General features: G+C 71.5%; 16 protein-coding genes. 15 read left to right on the top strand and 1 reads right to left on the bottom strand.

Annotation, left to right across the window (positions count from 1 at the left end; all coding sequences use genetic code 11):
- Nucleotides 1-25: 25 nt before the first annotated feature.
- The 7 genes from FHS07_RS07480 (at nucleotide 26) to FHS07_RS07450 (ending at nucleotide 5,580) form a co-directional block, all read left to right on the top strand.
- Nucleotides 26-316, top strand: coding sequence for a hypothetical protein (locus tag FHS07_RS07480; RefSeq protein ID WP_183419189.1), 291 nt, complete (start codon nucleotides 26-28; stop codon nucleotides 314-316).
- A gap of 43 nt (nucleotides 317-359) precedes the next feature.
- On the top strand, nucleotides 360-923 hold the full coding sequence (locus FHS07_RS07475; protein WP_183419187.1) for an HhH-GPD-type base excision DNA repair protein: 564 nt from the start codon (nucleotides 360-362) through the stop codon (nucleotides 921-923).
- 117 nt (nucleotides 924-1,040) lie between these two features.
- Nucleotides 1,041-1,373, top strand: coding sequence for a hypothetical protein (locus FHS07_RS07470; RefSeq protein ID WP_055951834.1), 333 nt, complete (start codon nucleotides 1,041-1,043; stop codon nucleotides 1,371-1,373).
- Between the two features lie 20 nt (nucleotides 1,374-1,393).
- Nucleotides 1,394-1,705 (top strand): pore-forming ESAT-6 family protein, encoded by a 312-nt coding sequence (locus FHS07_RS07465; RefSeq protein WP_055951837.1) that lies wholly within the window; start codon nucleotides 1,394-1,396, stop codon nucleotides 1,703-1,705.
- Nucleotides 1,706-1,809: 104 nt separating this feature from the next.
- Nucleotides 1,810-2,154, top strand: a complete 345-nt coding sequence (locus tag FHS07_RS07460) for a DUF6507 family protein (RefSeq protein ID WP_183419185.1) — start codon at nucleotides 1,810-1,812, stop codon at nucleotides 2,152-2,154.
- Entirely contained in the window at nucleotides 2,154-5,300 is a 3,147-nt protein-coding gene (locus FHS07_RS07455; protein ID WP_183419183.1) for a glycohydrolase toxin TNT-related protein, read from the top strand. Before FHS07_RS07460 ends, FHS07_RS07455 begins: the two co-directional genes overlap by 1 nt.
- 1 nt (nucleotide 5,301) lies before the next feature.
- Entirely contained in the window at nucleotides 5,302-5,580 is a 279-nt protein-coding gene (locus tag FHS07_RS07450) for a YrhB domain-containing protein (RefSeq protein WP_183419179.1), read from the top strand.
- Nucleotides 5,581-5,594: 14 nt separating this feature from the next.
- Here FHS07_RS07450 and FHS07_RS07445 read toward each other — a convergent pair whose 3' ends face one another.
- A complete protein-coding gene (locus FHS07_RS07445; RefSeq protein WP_183419177.1) occupies nucleotides 5,595-6,026 on the bottom strand; it encodes a hypothetical protein in 432 nt (143 codons plus the stop codon).
- A 137-nt stretch (nucleotides 6,027-6,163) separates the two neighbouring features.
- Between FHS07_RS07445 and FHS07_RS07440 the strand changes: the two genes are divergently transcribed.
- From FHS07_RS07440 to FHS07_RS07405, 8 genes are all read left to right on the top strand, one after another.
- On the top strand, nucleotides 6,164-6,808 hold the full coding sequence (locus FHS07_RS07440) for a TNT domain-containing protein (RefSeq protein WP_183419175.1): 645 nt from the start codon (nucleotides 6,164-6,166) through the stop codon (nucleotides 6,806-6,808).
- A 230-nt stretch (nucleotides 6,809-7,038) separates the two neighbouring features.
- Complete coding sequence (locus tag FHS07_RS07435; RefSeq protein WP_183419174.1) at nucleotides 7,039-7,809, top strand: FHA domain-containing protein; 771 nt, start codon at nucleotides 7,039-7,041, stop codon at nucleotides 7,807-7,809.
- Nucleotides 7,806-8,879, top strand: coding sequence for a DUF6177 family protein (locus FHS07_RS07430; protein WP_183419172.1), 1,074 nt, complete (start codon nucleotides 7,806-7,808; stop codon nucleotides 8,877-8,879). Before FHS07_RS07435 ends, FHS07_RS07430 begins: the two co-directional genes overlap by 4 nt.
- Nucleotides 8,879-9,136, top strand: a complete 258-nt coding sequence (locus FHS07_RS07425) for a hypothetical protein (protein ID WP_183419171.1) — start codon at nucleotides 8,879-8,881, stop codon at nucleotides 9,134-9,136. The genes FHS07_RS07430 and FHS07_RS07425 overlap by 1 nt, the downstream gene beginning before the upstream one ends.
- Complete coding sequence (locus tag FHS07_RS07420; protein ID WP_183419170.1) at nucleotides 9,133-10,482, top strand: ubiquitin family protein; 1,350 nt, start codon at nucleotides 9,133-9,135, stop codon at nucleotides 10,480-10,482. Before FHS07_RS07425 ends, FHS07_RS07420 begins: the two co-directional genes overlap by 4 nt.
- Nucleotides 10,479-11,273 carry a P-loop NTPase family protein gene (locus FHS07_RS16810; RefSeq protein ID WP_183419169.1) on the top strand — a complete coding sequence of 265 codons (795 nt, stop codon included), beginning with the start codon at nucleotides 10,479-10,481 and terminating at the stop codon, nucleotides 11,271-11,273. Before FHS07_RS07420 ends, FHS07_RS16810 begins: the two co-directional genes overlap by 4 nt.
- Complete coding sequence (gene eccCa / locus FHS07_RS07410) at nucleotides 11,270-15,301, top strand: type VII secretion protein EccCa (RefSeq protein ID WP_183419168.1); 4,032 nt, start codon at nucleotides 11,270-11,272, stop codon at nucleotides 15,299-15,301. Before FHS07_RS16810 ends, eccCa begins: the two co-directional genes overlap by 4 nt.
- Entirely contained in the window at nucleotides 15,288-15,650 is a 363-nt protein-coding gene (locus FHS07_RS07405) for a hypothetical protein (protein ID WP_183419167.1), read from the top strand. The genes eccCa and FHS07_RS07405 overlap by 14 nt, the downstream gene beginning before the upstream one ends.
- The last annotated feature ends 17 nt before the right edge of the window (nucleotides 15,651-15,667 follow it).

The raw sequence follows: 15,667 nt of genomic DNA, 5'->3' as shown, positions 1-15,667 counted from the left end.
CGGGGCGTGGGTCGGCTCGGGCAGGATGGATGCCGTGAACACACCGGCATCCGAGGTCTACGCCGTCGCCGGGGAGGACCGCGCCCGCAACGGGATGCGCTGGGCCGCCACCGTCGTACTCGGACTCCTCGATGCGGGCCGCGACGCGCCTTCGGTGAGCGAGGTCGTGATCCGTCGCGTCGACGGGTCGATCGTCAAACGACTGCGGGCGGGCGACGTCGATGACTTCACCGACCAGCTGAACGAGATCACGCGCGACCTCGCGACGATGGACGCCGTGCCGTTCGCCGAGAAGTGGGTCGCCGAGCGCGGGTGACCCGCGCGACGCCCGTTCGGGGCCACAGCGGGAGAATGGGGGCATGAGCTTGCGCATCACCGACGACCCCGCCGCCGACGACCTGCTGTCGAGCAATCCGCTCGCGCTGCTGATCGGGATGCTGCTCGACCAGCAGGTCGCGATGGAGACGGCGTTCGCCGGACCCCTGAAGATCCAGGAGCGCACCGGATCGATGGATGCCGCCACCATCGCCCATGACGACCCCGACGATTTCGCCGCGGCATTCTCTCAGTCGCCCGCGGTGCACCGCTTCCCCGGCTCCATGGCCAAGCGCGTCCAGTCCCTGTGCGCCGCGGTCGAGGAGGACTGGGACGGGGATGCCGCGAACATCTGGACCCGCGACGGCGCGACGGTGTTGAAGCGCCTGAAGGCATTGCCCGGCTTCGGCGAACAGAAGGCGAAGATCTTCCTCGCCCTGCTCGGCGAACAGCGCGGATACGACGGCACCGGCTGGCGAGAGGCATCGGCCCCCTACGGCGAGGAGGGCTCGTTCCGCTCCGTCGCCGACATCGTCAGCCCCGAATCGCTGACCAAGGTCCGCGAACACAAGCGCGCCGCGAAAGCCGCCGCGAAAGCGGGCGACTGACCCCTCCTCCCCCGCGCGGGAAAAAGGAGAGTTCTCTCATATTCGCTTCGTCGCCCAGGCGCGCTGGTTAGAGTCGTCGAGTTCGCTGCAAGTTGTTCACGATCGAAGGGTGGGCTCGTGAAGTTCGCAATGGGTTCCGACACTCTGGGTGTGCTGACGAAGGCAACCTCGGGGTCGAGTGATGAGCTGTCCCTGTTGGTGCGCCAACTGTTCGAGGCGGCGGAGCCGCTCGAAGGGCAGTTCCAGGGCGCGGGTCGCGCCGCGTTCGACCGCTTCAAGTCGCGCACCGACGCGATCTCCTCCGAGCTGAAGCTTGCGCTCGACGGCGTGCTCGGCGGCATCTCGAGCATGGACCGCTCCTTCCAGGAGGGCGAGTCGTCCATGGTCGACCAGACCACCGGCCTGGAAGCAGGATCATCGTTCGACGCCGCCCGCTTCGGCGCCCGTTGAGGATCGGAGAGGACTGACTCATGGTGAACCAGGGAGATCGTCGCGACTACTCGATCGCGGCCTCGCAGAACGCACAAGACAACTTCAACCGCGTCGCCGCGCTGCTGGAGTCGCTCATCGACCAGCGCGACCGCGACGTGCAGGCGGCCATGGCCGACTACTCCGCCGACGGTGTGTCCGAGGACTACCGCGCCAAAGAGTTGCGCTGGAAGAACGCCGCCGCCGAGGTGCGCGGCATCATCCAGACACTGCGTTCCTCGCTCGAGCGCAATGACGAGTCGGCCCAGACCGCGCTGAGCAAGGCCCGCGCGGCGGTGGAGTCGATCGGCTGACACGGGTGCACGATGCCGGGCGTCACCGCGCGCCCGGCATCACCAGCGCGCGACGTCCGGGGTGAGTGACGCGCGCGCAGAACAGAAGCGAAGGGGATCGGGCGATGACAGCGTGGCGTATTCAGCCGTCGGGCGTCGTATCCGTACTGCAGGACGTCAACGTCGATGCCGAGGCTCTCGGTACGGCGCTGAATGCGCTGAGCCCCGCTCTCGAGGGAGCGGTGACGGCGACACAGTCGGGTGCGATCTCCGAGGCGGTGCAGGCGTACTTCGAGCAGGAGGAGGGCCCGCGCATCCAGGGGATGAGTACGCGCATCGGCGCGGCGGCCCAGGGCGTCGTCTCCGCCACCGAGGCGTACGTCGCCGGTGACATGGAGATGGCCGCGACCGCGCAGGCCGCCGCCGTCGCCGCGGTCTACCCGCCCGCTCTTGCGAACGGGGTGATGTGATGCCCAGTCCCATCGATTACGACAAGATCCCCGGCGCCGACATCCAACCGGACGCCATCGAAGAGAACGCGCGCACGGTCGGCACGATCTCGGGCCAGGTGGCGGAGCACGGCTCGAACGTGAACTTCACGTGGCAGGGCATGGCGACGGTCTACGAAGCGCCCGAGTCGCCCACGCTGCTCGGGCTCATGGCGCCCGTCAGTTCCCAGGCGACGCAGGCCGGCGACAACCTCGCCGAGGTGTCGGCGGCGCTCGTCGCCTTCGCCGCCGAGGTCCGCCCGATCAAAGCCGAGCTCGACGCGCTGCGCGCCGACGCGAAGACCTTCGTGGACTCCATCCAGGGCGGCGTTCAGGTGCGCGAGATCAACCCGGCGTGGACGGCGGCGCAGTCCCCTTACGGCGGGGCGACCACCATGCCGACCTATCAGGGATCGTGGGGGTCGTCGACGACGACGGCTCCGACGGCCCCGGAGCAGTACCGCACGGTCACGAAAGAGTGGCACGAGTCGCAGGAGCACGTCGACCGCAACAACGAACTGCTCGCCGCGGTGAACGCCCAGCAGGTCAAGCTGTGGGAAGCCGAGCGCGCGTGCGCCAACCGCATCCGCGCGCTGTACGGCGCCGCCCCGCTGCGCGCCGCGCAGTCCGAAGACGACTCCCTCGGTTACGGCATCTCCGAGATCCCGGAGGGCACCGAGATGCCCTGGGGTGCCGAGGTCGAACGTACCGAGGGCTGCGGCGAGGCGACCGTCAACTTCGTCTTCAAAGACTTCCTGTGGGAGGGCATCGCCGTCGGCGGCATCTGGGGCACGGTCGAGGGCTTGGGCACTCTCGTGCTCGGCTACAACCCGGCCACGGGCGACTTCTTCTCGGGCGAGGCGTACGGCGCAGCCTGGGGCAACCTCGGAATGCTGCTCTTCGCGGGCGCCGCGAACACCGGCATCCTCGCCCCGATCTTCCAGTCGGACTCCCTCATGCAGTCCATGGGCATGGACGGTTTCCTCCCTCAAGAGGTGCGCGACTTCAAGGCGCAGGCCGACGAAGCCGCGATCAACACCGGCAAGGCGCTCATCGCCTGGGACAAGTGGCAGGACGACCCCGGCACGGCCCTCGGCGAGTCGGTGTTCAACGTCGGTACCGCGCTCATCCCCGTCGGCGGTGCGGCCGTCGCGGGTGTCAAGACCGCCTCGACAGCGGCGTCCGTCGTGTCGAAGATGGCGCGGGTCGTCGACTTCGTCGATCCGGCGGCCCTCGCGATGAACGGGGCCGTGCGCCTCGGCGGAGCAGGGCTGCACAGCCTCGACGGCCTCATCGGTCGCGTCGGCTCGAACTCCACCGACGCCATTCACCTCAACACCCCCGACATGCCCCTCGTCGCCGACGGCCCGACGTCGGCGCTGAGCGCACTCGACGGCGCGGGCGTGGACCTCGGCACCGTCACGGCCCGCGTCGACGACGGCGTACCCGTCTACGAGTTCCCTCCGACCGCCGAGATCCCCTCCGGTCGCATCGAGATGCCCGCCGGATCGTTCGACGGCGTCCGCGGCGCAGACGTGCCGGTTCGCACCGATCTCCCGGGTCGCGCCGAGGGCGGAATGGATGCCACGGTCACGGCGCGCGAGCCCGAGCTTGTCGCCGCCGGTGGCGTGCGCGGCGAGACCGGTCCCGCCGCGGTCGACTCGATCGTCGCAGACGCCCCGGTCCGCTCGGACGCGAGCGGCTCGAGCGAGTCGACGGTCGTGCGCGAGCCCTCCCCCGGGACCGGCGGCGGCAGCAGCCATGCCGGCGGCGAAGGCAGCTCCGGCACGGGTGGCCACGGCGGTTCCGACAACGGCAGCGGCGGCGGCGCGGGTCGTGGCGACGACGCTGCCGGCGGCGGACGCGCCGACGACACCGGTTCCGGGCACGGCGAGGATGCGCCCTCGAACGCGCCGGAGAGGGAGGCCACGGGGTCGGAGCGCGGCGATGGCCCCACGGACGCAGCTCACACGGACGGACCCGTCGAGGGTCCCGCTCACCGCGGCGACCCGATCGACCCGGGTTACGGTCAGCCGAGGGCCGAGCACGGCGCACTTGCGGAGAAGTATCTGCCGCCCGAGACCATCCCCGAGCCGGTGAGTCACCTGGTCACCGACCCCGCGGCGCCTTTCGGACGCGGTCCCGATGGTCACGCGTTCACCCGCGGCGAGTGGGAGTCGCGGTACGTCGATGAGGGCGGCGGACTCATCTACCCCGGCAATGACGGTGCAGTGCCGGGCACCCGTGTCACGTACACCGATGTCGACGCATTCCAGCGCGACTACGGAGCCACCCTCGACCGCTTCGGCGGAGACGGTGGAACGTATTTCGCCCCGGAAGGGAGCCCGTTCGAGGCGAGGGGACTCCCCGGCTCCAGCTTGTCCACTCCTTACCGTGCGTTCGGCGTCGCTGATCAGCTCCCTCCTGGCGTGCGGATCGAGGTGTCCGAGGTGGCACCGGCGTTCGGTCAGCCGGGGGGCGGTTTCCAGGTGCAGTTCGTCCACGAGACGAGTGGCCCCATCCGTCTTTTCGAGCTGAACGCGCCCGACGGCGGCGGCACGATCTTCGACGTCCAGCCCGGTGCATATCTCGACGTCGACTCGGGATCGGTCTCCGACCTCGCGACCACGGTTCCCGGGTCGACCGATGTCGTCGCGCTCCATGGCGGCAGCGTGCCCATCGAGCACCAGCCGTCGCTGTTGCGCCGGGAGTACCCGGGCTTCTTGGGCATCAACTCGAGCCGGTACACGGGTGGGGTGGGTCAGTTCGACCTCAACTGCACACGCTGCGTCATCGCGACGGATCGCCTGTTCGACGGAGACGCGTCATCCGCGATGCCCGTGACGAGCAACGGCGCGCCGGTGACCGACATCTCCCGAGCCCTGGGCACCACGGGCGGGTTCCAGATCACGGACAGCTGGGCGGCGATCACCGACGACATGACCCGTCTTCCCGTCGGCAGCCGCGGCGTCGTCCTGATCGAACGGCAGAACGGCATCGGTCACGTCGTGAACGTCGTCCACGATCGCAACGGAGTCGTCTTCCTGGACGCTCAATCCGGCCGGCTCGCCCACCTCGAGGATGCGTTCAGATTGAGACTCCTCATCACGAAAGGCAACGTGACCTGAGATGCTCACCAAGCAGGAAGCGCAGGAATGCGCGGTGCGTTACCTCTCCTCCTCGACAGAGAGCGATGGAGTGGAAAGAGTCATCCTCGGCGACCCGGTCGAGGCGGGCTCCAACTGGGTGTTCTTCTACCAGGGTCGCGGCTACGTCGAGCGCGGCGACTTGGACGACATGCTCGTGGGGAACATGCCCATCGTGGTTCCCAAAGACAACGGGGTCCCGTACGCACTCGATTCGCAGACCGATGTCGACGCACAGATCGATCGCCTCGCTCAGGGCTGACGTCCGCCGTCGTCTCAGCGGGCCGCCATTGCGGACGAGATCTCTGCGAGAGGAAGGTTCGCCACGTGGGTGAAAACGCGCGCGTCGTCGACTCGAACGAAGGTGCCCCGTTCGTCCTCGACCCTCGCGGCGTACCCCTCGGGACGGCGATCCACCGTGGCGCCGAGTGCCGGGGCGGCGGAGAACGCATCGCCCAGACCCTGAAGCGACCTCCAGAGCTGACCGAAGCGGACGAGAAGCATGGCGTCGGCCGAATGCCGGGAAGACGTCGTTCCATCCACCGTCCAGTGGCCGCGGTTGGCGTAGACCAGCGCGAATCGGTCCCCGACCGTGCGGACGCCGAACGCGACTTCGATGTCGCCCCAGGCCACGTCCGCCTCGGGGGTGCGCCGCGGCTCCAGATCGGCTCGCCGAGCCCATCCGTCGAGCAGCGACGTATCATCCATCCGTCCATCATGACAGAGCCCGTCGAGGCCCTTCCGGCCCCGCGTCCCGCGCGACGTCGGCTCATCGCCGGGTCGTCCGAGTGGGTCCCCACGCCGGCGCGACGATCGCGGCCTGCGAGCAACCGAGAGGCATCAGCATGACATTCGACTGGAAGAGCGTGCGAGAAAGGCTGGACGCCGCAGCCGTCGCGCTCGAGGCGGTGCGTCTCCCGGGTGATCGGACAGTCCCCTGGGAGGGCGCCCTCGACGTCTCTGAGGCGGCAGCGGGAAGATGGGATCTGAAGACCGTCGATTACGGCCAGGCGCGAACGTTGCTCAGCCGGACGACGAAGGACGAGATCGCATCCGCGCTCTACGCTTATCTCCTCTCGCCCCTCCCCCCTCACTCTCTCGTCGAGACAGGCGAGTACGAGCGCCTCCTCAACTGGGCCGCACCGCACATCCTCGACCTGCTGGGGCGTGCCGATCAGCCCCTGGTCATCGATGCCCCCGAAGGCCTTCTCCTCGACCGCATCGGGGCGCTCGACGGGTTCTTCCTCTACCCCGCCCGCACGTCTTTCGAAGCGCGGTCCCTGCCGCCGTCGGCCGTCGACCAACCTCTGCACGAGTTCCTCACGGCGACGACGATCAGGTTCGAGGTGCAGCGCACCGCGCCGTGGTTCGGACGGCCCGGTGGAGGTCTTCGCTTCTGCATCGTCGAACCCGGTGTCGGTGTCCGCGACCTCGTGCGCGAGGGGCGGCTCACGCAGATCGCCCACCAAGCCGAGTCGGAGCTCGCGTGAGCCTCGCAGCCCTGACGCTCTCCTCCCGCGGTGGCTGATGTCGACGGTGACCTGACCCGGAGCGCCCCGCTGCGCCTCGGGAGAGCCAGACCATGGGCGGCCCGTCGCACGACCGAATACGTGCTGATGAGTCGGCCATTCTGCCGCCCCGCGAGTTATCCACGGAAGAGCCGTACCGACTCGGCGTGGGCGCCGTGACCCGCATAGGGTGGAAGGTCGAGGAGGCGCTGATGACGAGCATGCAAGAGGCACCGCACCTGGCCGACGTGGACCCCTTCGTCTTCACCGAGCGCGCTCGCGCCGGCAAGATCGCCGGGGCTGTGGCTCTCGACCTCGTCATGCCGGTCGCCCTTCTCGCCGCCGGAGTCGTCGTCACCGCGACGGGTTCACCCGCCGTCGGATGGCCCCTCATGATCGCAGCGGTCAGCCTCCTCGCCGTGGCCGTGTGGCTCCTCGGACGCACCGGACGCACTCTCGGCACGACCACCGTCGACGCGCGCATCGTCCGCCGAACGACCGGGGCCGCCGCAGGCGGATCGGCACTGTGGGCACTGGCATCCGGCAAGCTCGAGATGTGCGACCTGCGCCGCGGTCGCGACCCGTTCGCACCGGCGATCGCGCCCTTCCGGTTCCCCGAGGCCGCCCCCGCAGCCCCGGGCCGGCACCGGCGCGGAACCGTGCCGGCACTGCTGCTCGACTCCGGCGAACGGCTGCCCCTCGACACAGCCCTCATCCTGGGCCGCGCTCCCTCGGCCCCGGCCGACGCACCCGCCGAGGTCTACCGCTGGGCCGACATGTCGCGCACGCTGTCGAAGTCGCACGTGCGTCTGGAATGGGACGGCCGGCAGGTGTGGGTCATCGATCTGGGCTCGACCAACGGCACCTTCGTCCGCGGCGACGGGTCGTCCACTCCCCTCCTCCCCCACCAACGCACCCCCGTGCCCACCGGTGTCGTCCTCGAGATCGGTGACCGCACCCTGACCGTTCGGGATGCCGTATGACCGCCGTCGACCACCCCCTCGTCGATGCCGCCGGCCCGGGTTGGGTCGGCACCGAGACGCGCGTGCCCATCATCGCCCTCACCACTGCGATGAGTGACTGGCTGCACAAGACGGCGACCCAGGGTCTGCGCCCGATCATCGTCTCGGGCGAGCACTCGCGCATGACGCAACCGCTGGCCCAGGTGCTGTCGGCCGTGCAGGGCCACTGGGTCGTCCGCGCCCGCGACCACGGCTTCTACGACGCCCGCACGGGCGTGCGCCTCGACGCTCCGGCCGATGCACTCGCCGCTGGAGCCCCGACTCCCGAGAACCTGCACCCCCTTTTCGTGAGGGCGCAGGTGGCATCCACTCTGCAGGTGGTGGCGACGGTGTCGACGCGTCATCGCGTGACGCGCCCGGTCCGGCTGGGCGGGGTCGCAGAGGCGGCTGTCGCGCTGTTCTCCGACGCGGAACCGACGGCGTGGGGCGCTGTCGAGCCGCTGCTCGCCCCCTGGGACCGCGACGACCTCACCGAGCGGTCACGGCGGCGGGTCCCCCTCGACAGCCACTGGATCGCCGTCGGCGGCGGCGAGCGCGCCGTCATCGCGACGCTGCAAGCCGCCCGGACCAGCGAGGGACTCGAAGAGACCACGCGCGTGTGGGCCGCGGTGCCGGGCGTCGGGCGCGACGCGGGAACGGCGGCGACGGCCGAGGCGCGTGAGCTCCTGGCGCGAGCGGCGACCGTGGGCCTGCCCCTCATCGGCGTCGCCTTCGCCGCGATCGGCGCCCCCGACCTCACCCGTCGCGCGACCGCCGCCCCGCACCCCGAGCCGCTCGCGCTGCTGATCGGACCGGTGGGCGTGCGGGCCCTGGGCATCGACGCGAAGCGCTGGATCGACGACGTCGGCGGAACGATCGTCGGGAGCCCTCGTCTCCCGGGCGTGCTGCTGCCCCTCGGATCCGTCGACGGCGGCGGATGGACGCGCCTGAACGAGGTGCTGGCGACGCTGGATCCGACGCGTCTCGCCGAACTGCTCGACCTCGCCCCGCACGTACGCGCGCAGCTCGTCGCGCGGGAAGGAGCCCGCTGATGCCCGACCAGCGCGACACCGTGCTCATCGAGCAGGCCAAGATCCAGCGCATGCGCCTGGGCGCAGCCCTCATCCACGGACACATCGGCGAGCGACGCACCGTCAACGACCACATGAAGCGGCTGATGGGATCCATCGTCGTCGCCGCGATCGCGTGCGCCGCGTGCGTGGGCGTGTCCTTCGTGTCGCAGCTGCTCACCGAGCGCGCGCAGTCGAGCACCTCGATCCAGACCCCGACCGGAGCCGTCACCCCGTGAGCATCTACACCCGCCTGACCGTCTCGGGATCGGAGCGTCGAGCCGAGGTCGTCGTCCCCAGCGGCGAGCCCGTCGGTGCTGCGCTGCCGCGCCTGCTCGACCTGCTCGGAGAGACCGCCGGCACCGTCGAGCGCCCCCTGGCCGTGATCGCGCCCGACGGCGAGCAGATCGACATCGCGCTGACGCCTCATCAGCTGGATCTCGTCGACGGCACCCTCGTGCGGCTCGTGCGTGTGGATGCCGCACCGCCGCCGCCCGTGGTGATCGACGTGACCGACGCCGCGGCAGATGCGCACGACGCCCGTGGCGACCGGTGGGACGAGCGGGCTCGGGCCGTGGCGGGCGGGACGGGGATAGCCGCCGCCTTCGCGGTCGCGGGCCTGCTGTCGCCGTGGTCGTCGCCGACCGTCGCGGCATTCGCGTCGCTGGTCGCGGCCGTGGTGCTCGTGGCCGTCGCCACGGGCCTCGGCCTCGGCGGGCTCCGCCGTCTGTCGACGTGCGTGTCGGCCGCCGCGGCCGGCCTGGCCCTGCCCGTCGGGGTAGCGACCACGGCGGCACTGGCATCCCACGGATCCGCGCCGGACACCGCGCTCGTCGGGGGTGTCGCCGCGGCACTGGCCACCGGATTCACCGTCGCCCTGCTCGGTGCCGGCGTCGCGCACCGCCGTCGCGGCGCCGCGTCCGGCGGAGCGCTGGGCGCGGTGCTGTCGTCACTGCTGCTCGGACTCATCCTCGGCGGGGTGGATGCCGTGGCCGCAGCGGCCGTCACCGGCGTCGTCGCCGCGTTCGCCACCGGCCCGCTGCCCTGGATCGCCCTGTCGGCCGCCGGGCTCACCGACCTCGACCAGCGCGCCGCCGACGGCGCCCCGCCCGCCCGTCCCCGCGCTTTCGCCGCCATCGACGAGGCGTACGCGGCGCTCACGTGGAGCGTGGGGGCCGTGGCATCCGTGCTCGGGGTCGCCGGCGTCGCGCTCGCGTTCTCGGGCACGGTCTGGACCGAACTGCTCGCCCTCGCGTTCTTCCTCGTCGCCGCACTCCGCACGCGTGCGTTCCCCTTGCGCTGGCAGGGCTGGCTGCTGTGGGCGGCCGCGGGAGCGATCGCCGCGGCGGGTCTGACGGTGCTGCTCTCGGGCAGCCTCGGCTGGGTCGGTGCGGGTTCCGCGATCGTGCTGGCCGCCCTCATCGCCACGATGGTGCTGGTGCGGCCCCGTCCGCACGTGCGGGCGCGGTTGCGCGGCCTCGGCAACGTCGTCGAAACGCTCGCCGTCGTGTCGCTGGTGCCGCTGCTGGTCGGCGCGCTGGGCGTCTACGCCGACCTCCTCGGCATGTTCGGCGGTCGCTCGTGAGCGTGCTCGACCTGCGTGCGGTGTCGACCACGGTGTTCGGCAGTGGGGCGAACGCCCGTGTCCGGCTGACCGAGTGGGATGCCGCGATCCGCGGCGGCTTGTCGACGACGCGGCGGGTGGGCGTGATGTCGCTCACACCGGGCGCCGGCACCAGCACCGTCGCCCACCAGCTCACGCTGGCGATCGCAGGCCGCCGCCGCGAGCCCGTGCTCGCCGTCGACGTGTCGACCGGGGCTGCGGGACTCTCCGGGCGTCTGGGGGCGGCCCCGACGCCACCCGACGAGACGCGAGCCGCCGCGCGCACCACCGCCGAAGCCCTCAGCGGGCTCGCCGAGCGCGACGGGGTCGTGGCGCTCCGCCCCCGTGACACCGACGACGCGGTGGGCGCGTGGCTCGGCGAAGCGGCGCCCATCACCCGGTTCTTCGACGTCGCGGTCACCGATTTCGGAACGCGGCATCCCGTGGTCGATCTCGCCGCGTGCGCGGCGCTGTGCGACGTCGTCTGCCTCGTCAGCGACGCACGTCGGGTCGCGGCGGAACACGCCCGCTCCGTCATCGACGCCGTTCGCGCTCTGCCCGAGTCGCCGTCGGTCACCCTCACGCTCGTCGACCACGCGCGAGAGGGCGACGGCGTGGCCCGCGCGATCACCACCGGGACCGACCACGTGGCGCTGCCCCTCCCGTTCGACGCGGGACTCGCCGCGGGCGGGCGGGCACGCCGCTCGGCCACGCACCTCGCGGTCATCCGGCTCGCAGCCTCCGTGGTGGGAGCGACGGGGAGGCCCGCGTGACCGTCCGTATCGTCCACCGTCCGGCCCGCATCAGCGAGACGGTCGAACCCGCCCCTAACGTGATCCTCGCCCCGCCGCCGCCGATCGGCGAGGGCAACACCGGCTTCCCGCTGCAGTCGCTGCTGCCGATCGTCGGCAGCCTCTCGTCGATCACGATGATCGTGCTGCTGCGCAACAACCCGATCATGGTCGTGGTCGGCGCCGTCATCCTGGTGGTCGCGCTCGTCGGCGGTCTCGGCATGGCCCTCACCCAGCGCGGCAACGCCGCCCGCCAGCGCCGCGTGCAGCGCGAGCGTTACCTCGACTACCTCGAAGAGACGCGCGAAGACGTGCGCCGCACGGCCGACACCCAGCGCAGCAGGGCGCTCGCACTGCACCCCGCTCCCGGCACGCTGGTCGAGATCGCGGCCGACCCCGCCCGACGCTGGGAGCGACGTCCGGGTGACGCCGACTTCCTCCGGACGCGGATCGGTACCGGCGACCTTCGCGCCGTCGACGTCGCGCTGCCGCCCGAGCAGAATCCCGTGCAGCCGTTCGACCCCGTGATGCGCGAGTCGGCCGAGCGGATGGTACGCCTGGCCGGCGTCTCCCAGGGGATGCCGGCGACGGTCGACCTCGAGCGTGGCGGACAGGTCTCGCTCGTCGGCGCGCGCAGCGACACCCTGCGGGTCGCCCGCGCCCTCGCCGCGCAGATCGCCGCGTTCCACTCCCCCGACGACGTGCACGTCGCCCTCGCCGTGGCTCCCGCGCAACGCGACGACTGGCACGGGTTCGACCTGCTCCCCCACGTCGCGGGCGATACGCCTCCCGCCGGCGCCGTCTCGGCGCGGCGGATCGCACCGAGTGTCGACGAGCTCCTTTCGCTGCTGCGCGACGAGCTGCGTGACCGCGTCGCCACCGCCGCCGCCTCGCGCCGAGCAGGACGACGAACCAAACCGGGCCGCCTCGTCGTCTTCGTCGACGAGGCCGACCACGCGGCATCCGCGGTCCCCCGTCTGGATGCCGCCCTCGACCTGACGGCGCTCGGCGTGACGGTCGTGCACCTCGTCGACGACCGGCTCAAGGAGCCGACGACGGTCGCTCTGCGCGTCACCGTCGACGGCGGTGTCGCCACCGTCGAGACGCCCGGGTCGGGGGAGGCCGCCGTCAGCGGCATCCGGATCGACACGTTCACCCCCGCCGCCCTCGAGATCGTCGCGCGTCCCCTCGCGGGCCTGCGCCTTCGCCGCACGTCGGCCGAAGACACCGGCACCACCCTCGCCCCCGACGTGACGCAGCTGATCGGGGTGGCCGACGTGGATGCCATCGACACCGCCGCCGCCTGGCGTGCCCGCAGCGCGGCGGAGTTCCTCCGCGTGCCGATCGGCGTCGACGATCGCGGCGGACCGGTGCTGCTCGACCTGAAGGAATCGGCGCAGCTCGGGATGGGGCCGCACGGCATCTGCATCGGCGCGACCGGCTCCGGCAAGAGCGAGCTGCTGCGCACCCTCATCCTGGGTCTCGCGCTGACGCACGCGCCCGACGATCTCAGCATGATCCTCGTCGACTACAAGGGCGGCGCCGCGTTCGCCCCGTTCGCGCGGCTCCCGCACGTCGCCGGCATCATCGACAACCTCGCCGACGACCCCCAGCTCACCGAGCGCGCCCGCGCCAGCATCCAGGGCGAGGTCGTGCGTCGACAGCGTCTGCTGAAGGAGGCCGGCAACGCGGCATCCATCGGTCACTACCGGCAGATGCGGCGCGAGCGGCCGGAACTGCCCGCCCTGCCGCATCTGTTCCTCGTCATCGACGAGTTCGGCGAGCTGCTCACCGCCGAGCCCGACTTCGTCGAACTGCTGCTGACCATCGGGCGCATCGGCCGCTCGATCGGGGTGCACCTGCTGCTGTCGAGCCAGCGCATCGAGGCCGGGCGCCTGCGCGGTCTCGACACCTACCTGTCGTACCGCATCGGCCTCCGCACGTTCTCGGAGTCCGAATCGGCCGTCGTCCTCGACACCCCCGACGCGTTCCACCTACCTGCGATCCCCGGCTTCGGCTACCTGAAGGTCGACACCTCGGTCTACACCCGCTTCCGCGCCGGGTACGTCTCGGGCCCCGTCCCCGACCCCGTCGAGTCGGGCCCCCGCCACGACGACGCCCCACCCGTGCTGCCGCTCGGCGCCTACGACCTGCCGGACGAGACCCCCGAAGACGACCATCTCGACAGCTCCGAGCCCGAGACGCCGGCCACCGGTCGCACGCTCGTGCAGACGGCGACCTCGCAGTTGGCGCGCGGCATCGCCCGCACACGGCCCGTGTGGCTGCCACCGCTGCCACCCGTGCTGACGCTCGGCGGAGTGCTGCCTCAGGCCGAAGGCGTCGGCACGCTGCGCGCACCGATGGGCCTGCTCGACGACCCCTCGACGCAGACGCAGGGGCCGTGGATGCTGGACCTGACGCGCTCGGGCGGACACGTCTCGATCACGGGCGCCCCCCAGTCGGGCCGCTCGATGTTCCTGCGCACCCTCGCCGCATCGCTCGCGTTCACCCACTCCCCGCGTCAGGTGAGCATCTACGGAATGGACCTCACCGGCGGCGGGCTCGCGCGCATCGAGCCCTTCCCGCACGTGGGCGGTGTCGCCACCCGGGGCAACCGGGAGCGGCTCACGCGCCTGCTCGAAGAGCTCACGGGCATGCTGGCCGTGCGCGAGCGCGTGTTCCGCGATCACGGCCTGGACTCGCTCGCCGACATGCGCCGCCAGCATGCGGCCGGGCGCCTCCCCGACCTGCCGAGCGCCGACGTCGTGCTGCTCGTCGACGGTCTCGGGGCGCTGCGGCAGGACTTCGAAGACCTCGAGGCACCGCTCGGCCAGCTGCTGGAACGCGGCGGGAGCTTCGGCATCCACGTCGTCGTCGCGCTCTCGCGCTGGAACGAACTGCGCATGAACCTGCAGGGGCTCATCGGCACGCGTCTCGAACTCAAGCTGAACGACCCGGCCGACTCGCAGATCGCCCGGAAGCTCTCGACGACACTCCGTGCCGACGAGCCGGGCCGCGTGCTGACCGACGCCAAGCTGTTCGCCCAGATCGCCCTGCCCCTGCTCGAAGAGGTCGACGACGGCGACACCGGAGAAGCCCTCGAACAACTCGCCCGCGAGAGCGCGGCCCGCTGGGGCGGCCAGGGAGCGGCACCGATCCGCCTGCTGCCCGAAGTCCTGCATCCGGACGACCTGCCCGACGCGATCGACGAACCGGATGCCGTGCCCCTCGGCGTCCGGCAGGACACGATGCAGCCCGTCACCCTCGATATGGCCACGCGCGACCCGCACCTGCTGGTGCTCGGCGACAGCCGGTGCGGCAAGACGACGGTGCTCCGGGGCATCGTGCAGGGAGCGATCGACCGGCACTCGCCGGAAGGGCTCGTCGTCGCTCTCATGGACGCCCGCGGTGACCTGGCATCCGAGATCCCCGACGCCTACCTCGGCGGGCACGCCACCTCCGGTCGGCAGGCGCGACTGCTGGCGGAGTCGATCGCCGTCGAGCTCGAGAAGCGGCAGAGCGACCGCGACTCCGGCCCGCGCATCCTCGTGGTCGCCGACGACTTCGACATCCTCGCCGCCGGCGGAACGGAGCCGTTGCGCCCCCTGCTGCCCTACCTGGCGTCGGCGCGCGACCTGCGGCTGAACGTGGTCGTGAGCCGCCCGGTGGCCGGTGCGTCGCGGGCGATGTTCGATCTGGCGCTGCAGGGCATCCGCGACACCGGCGGGACGACGCTCATCATGTCGGGCGACCGCTCCGAGGGTGCACTGCTGCCGAAGCTGTACGCCGAGCCGATGATCGCCGGCCGCGGGCGCCTCGCCCGCCGCGGCGACCGACCGACGCTCATGCAGGTGGCCAACTTCGTCGCCGGCGAGGAAGAAGGCGACCTGCCGGGCGACCGGGTTGTCGCGTCGATGGATGCCACGACCGCGGTGGCCGTCGCGCCCACCACGATCGACGGCGAGCAGCCACCCCTGACCCGCCGGAGGAGGAACCGTGCCCCGCAGTAGTGTCGCGTTCACGCGCGAGCCGATCGACATCGCGGCGCTGGCGGAGGCCGTGTCGGCCGTGCTCACTCCTGAGGAGCTGGCGGCGACGCCGATCGAGGTGCGCCCGCTCGACGACGGCGCGGCCGCCCAGGTCGTGATGCTCGACCGAGTGGTGCTGACGGTGCTGCGTCCGCGGCTCCTGCCCTCACCGGCGGAGATCGCCCGCGTCTACGGCGGCATGGAGCGACCGGCCGATGCCGGCTGGATGAGCGACTGCTACACGACGTGGGAACCCGAGGGCGTGATCGGTGTGCGTCTGATCGAGGCGGCCGCCACCGCCCGCGGCGGCGCGGCTGTGCACCTGGGCTGAACGCCGCCTCGAGCGGT

Source organism: Microbacterium proteolyticum, from assembly GCF_014192415.1.
GTDB classification, from domain to species: Bacteria; Actinomycetota; Actinomycetes; order Actinomycetales; family Microbacteriaceae; genus Microbacterium; species Microbacterium proteolyticum.
This window is presented reverse-complemented; position numbering and strand designations above follow the sequence as displayed.

What these genes read in the sequence shown, in the direction of transcription:
- FHS07_RS07480 (WP_183419189.1), top strand. Translation starts at nt 26, where the DNA reads ATGGATGCCGTGAACACACCGGCATCCGAGGTCTACGCCGTCGCCGGG.
- FHS07_RS07475 (WP_183419187.1), top strand. Translation starts at nt 360, where the DNA reads ATGAGCTTGCGCATCACCGACGACCCCGCCGCCGACGACCTGCTGTCG.
- FHS07_RS07465 (WP_055951837.1), top strand. Translation starts at nt 1,394, where the DNA reads ATGGTGAACCAGGGAGATCGTCGCGACTACTCGATCGCGGCCTCGCAG.
- FHS07_RS07460 (WP_183419185.1), top strand. Translation starts at nt 1,810, where the DNA reads ATGACAGCGTGGCGTATTCAGCCGTCGGGCGTCGTATCCGTACTGCAG.
- FHS07_RS07455 (WP_183419183.1), top strand. Translation starts at nt 2,154, where the DNA reads ATGCCCAGTCCCATCGATTACGACAAGATCCCCGGCGCCGACATCCAA.
- FHS07_RS07450 (WP_183419179.1), top strand. Translation starts at nt 5,302, where the DNA reads ATGCTCACCAAGCAGGAAGCGCAGGAATGCGCGGTGCGTTACCTCTCC.
- FHS07_RS07445 (WP_183419177.1), bottom strand. Translation starts at nt 6,026, where the DNA reads ATGGATGATACGTCGCTGCTCGACGGATGGGCTCGGCGAGCCGATCTG.
- FHS07_RS07440 (WP_183419175.1), top strand. Translation starts at nt 6,164, where the DNA reads ATGACATTCGACTGGAAGAGCGTGCGAGAAAGGCTGGACGCCGCAGCC.
- FHS07_RS07435 (WP_183419174.1), top strand. Translation starts at nt 7,039, where the DNA reads ATGACGAGCATGCAAGAGGCACCGCACCTGGCCGACGTGGACCCCTTC.
- FHS07_RS07430 (WP_183419172.1), top strand. Translation starts at nt 7,806, where the DNA reads ATGACCGCCGTCGACCACCCCCTCGTCGATGCCGCCGGCCCGGGTTGG.
- FHS07_RS07425 (WP_183419171.1), top strand. Translation starts at nt 8,879, where the DNA reads ATGCCCGACCAGCGCGACACCGTGCTCATCGAGCAGGCCAAGATCCAG.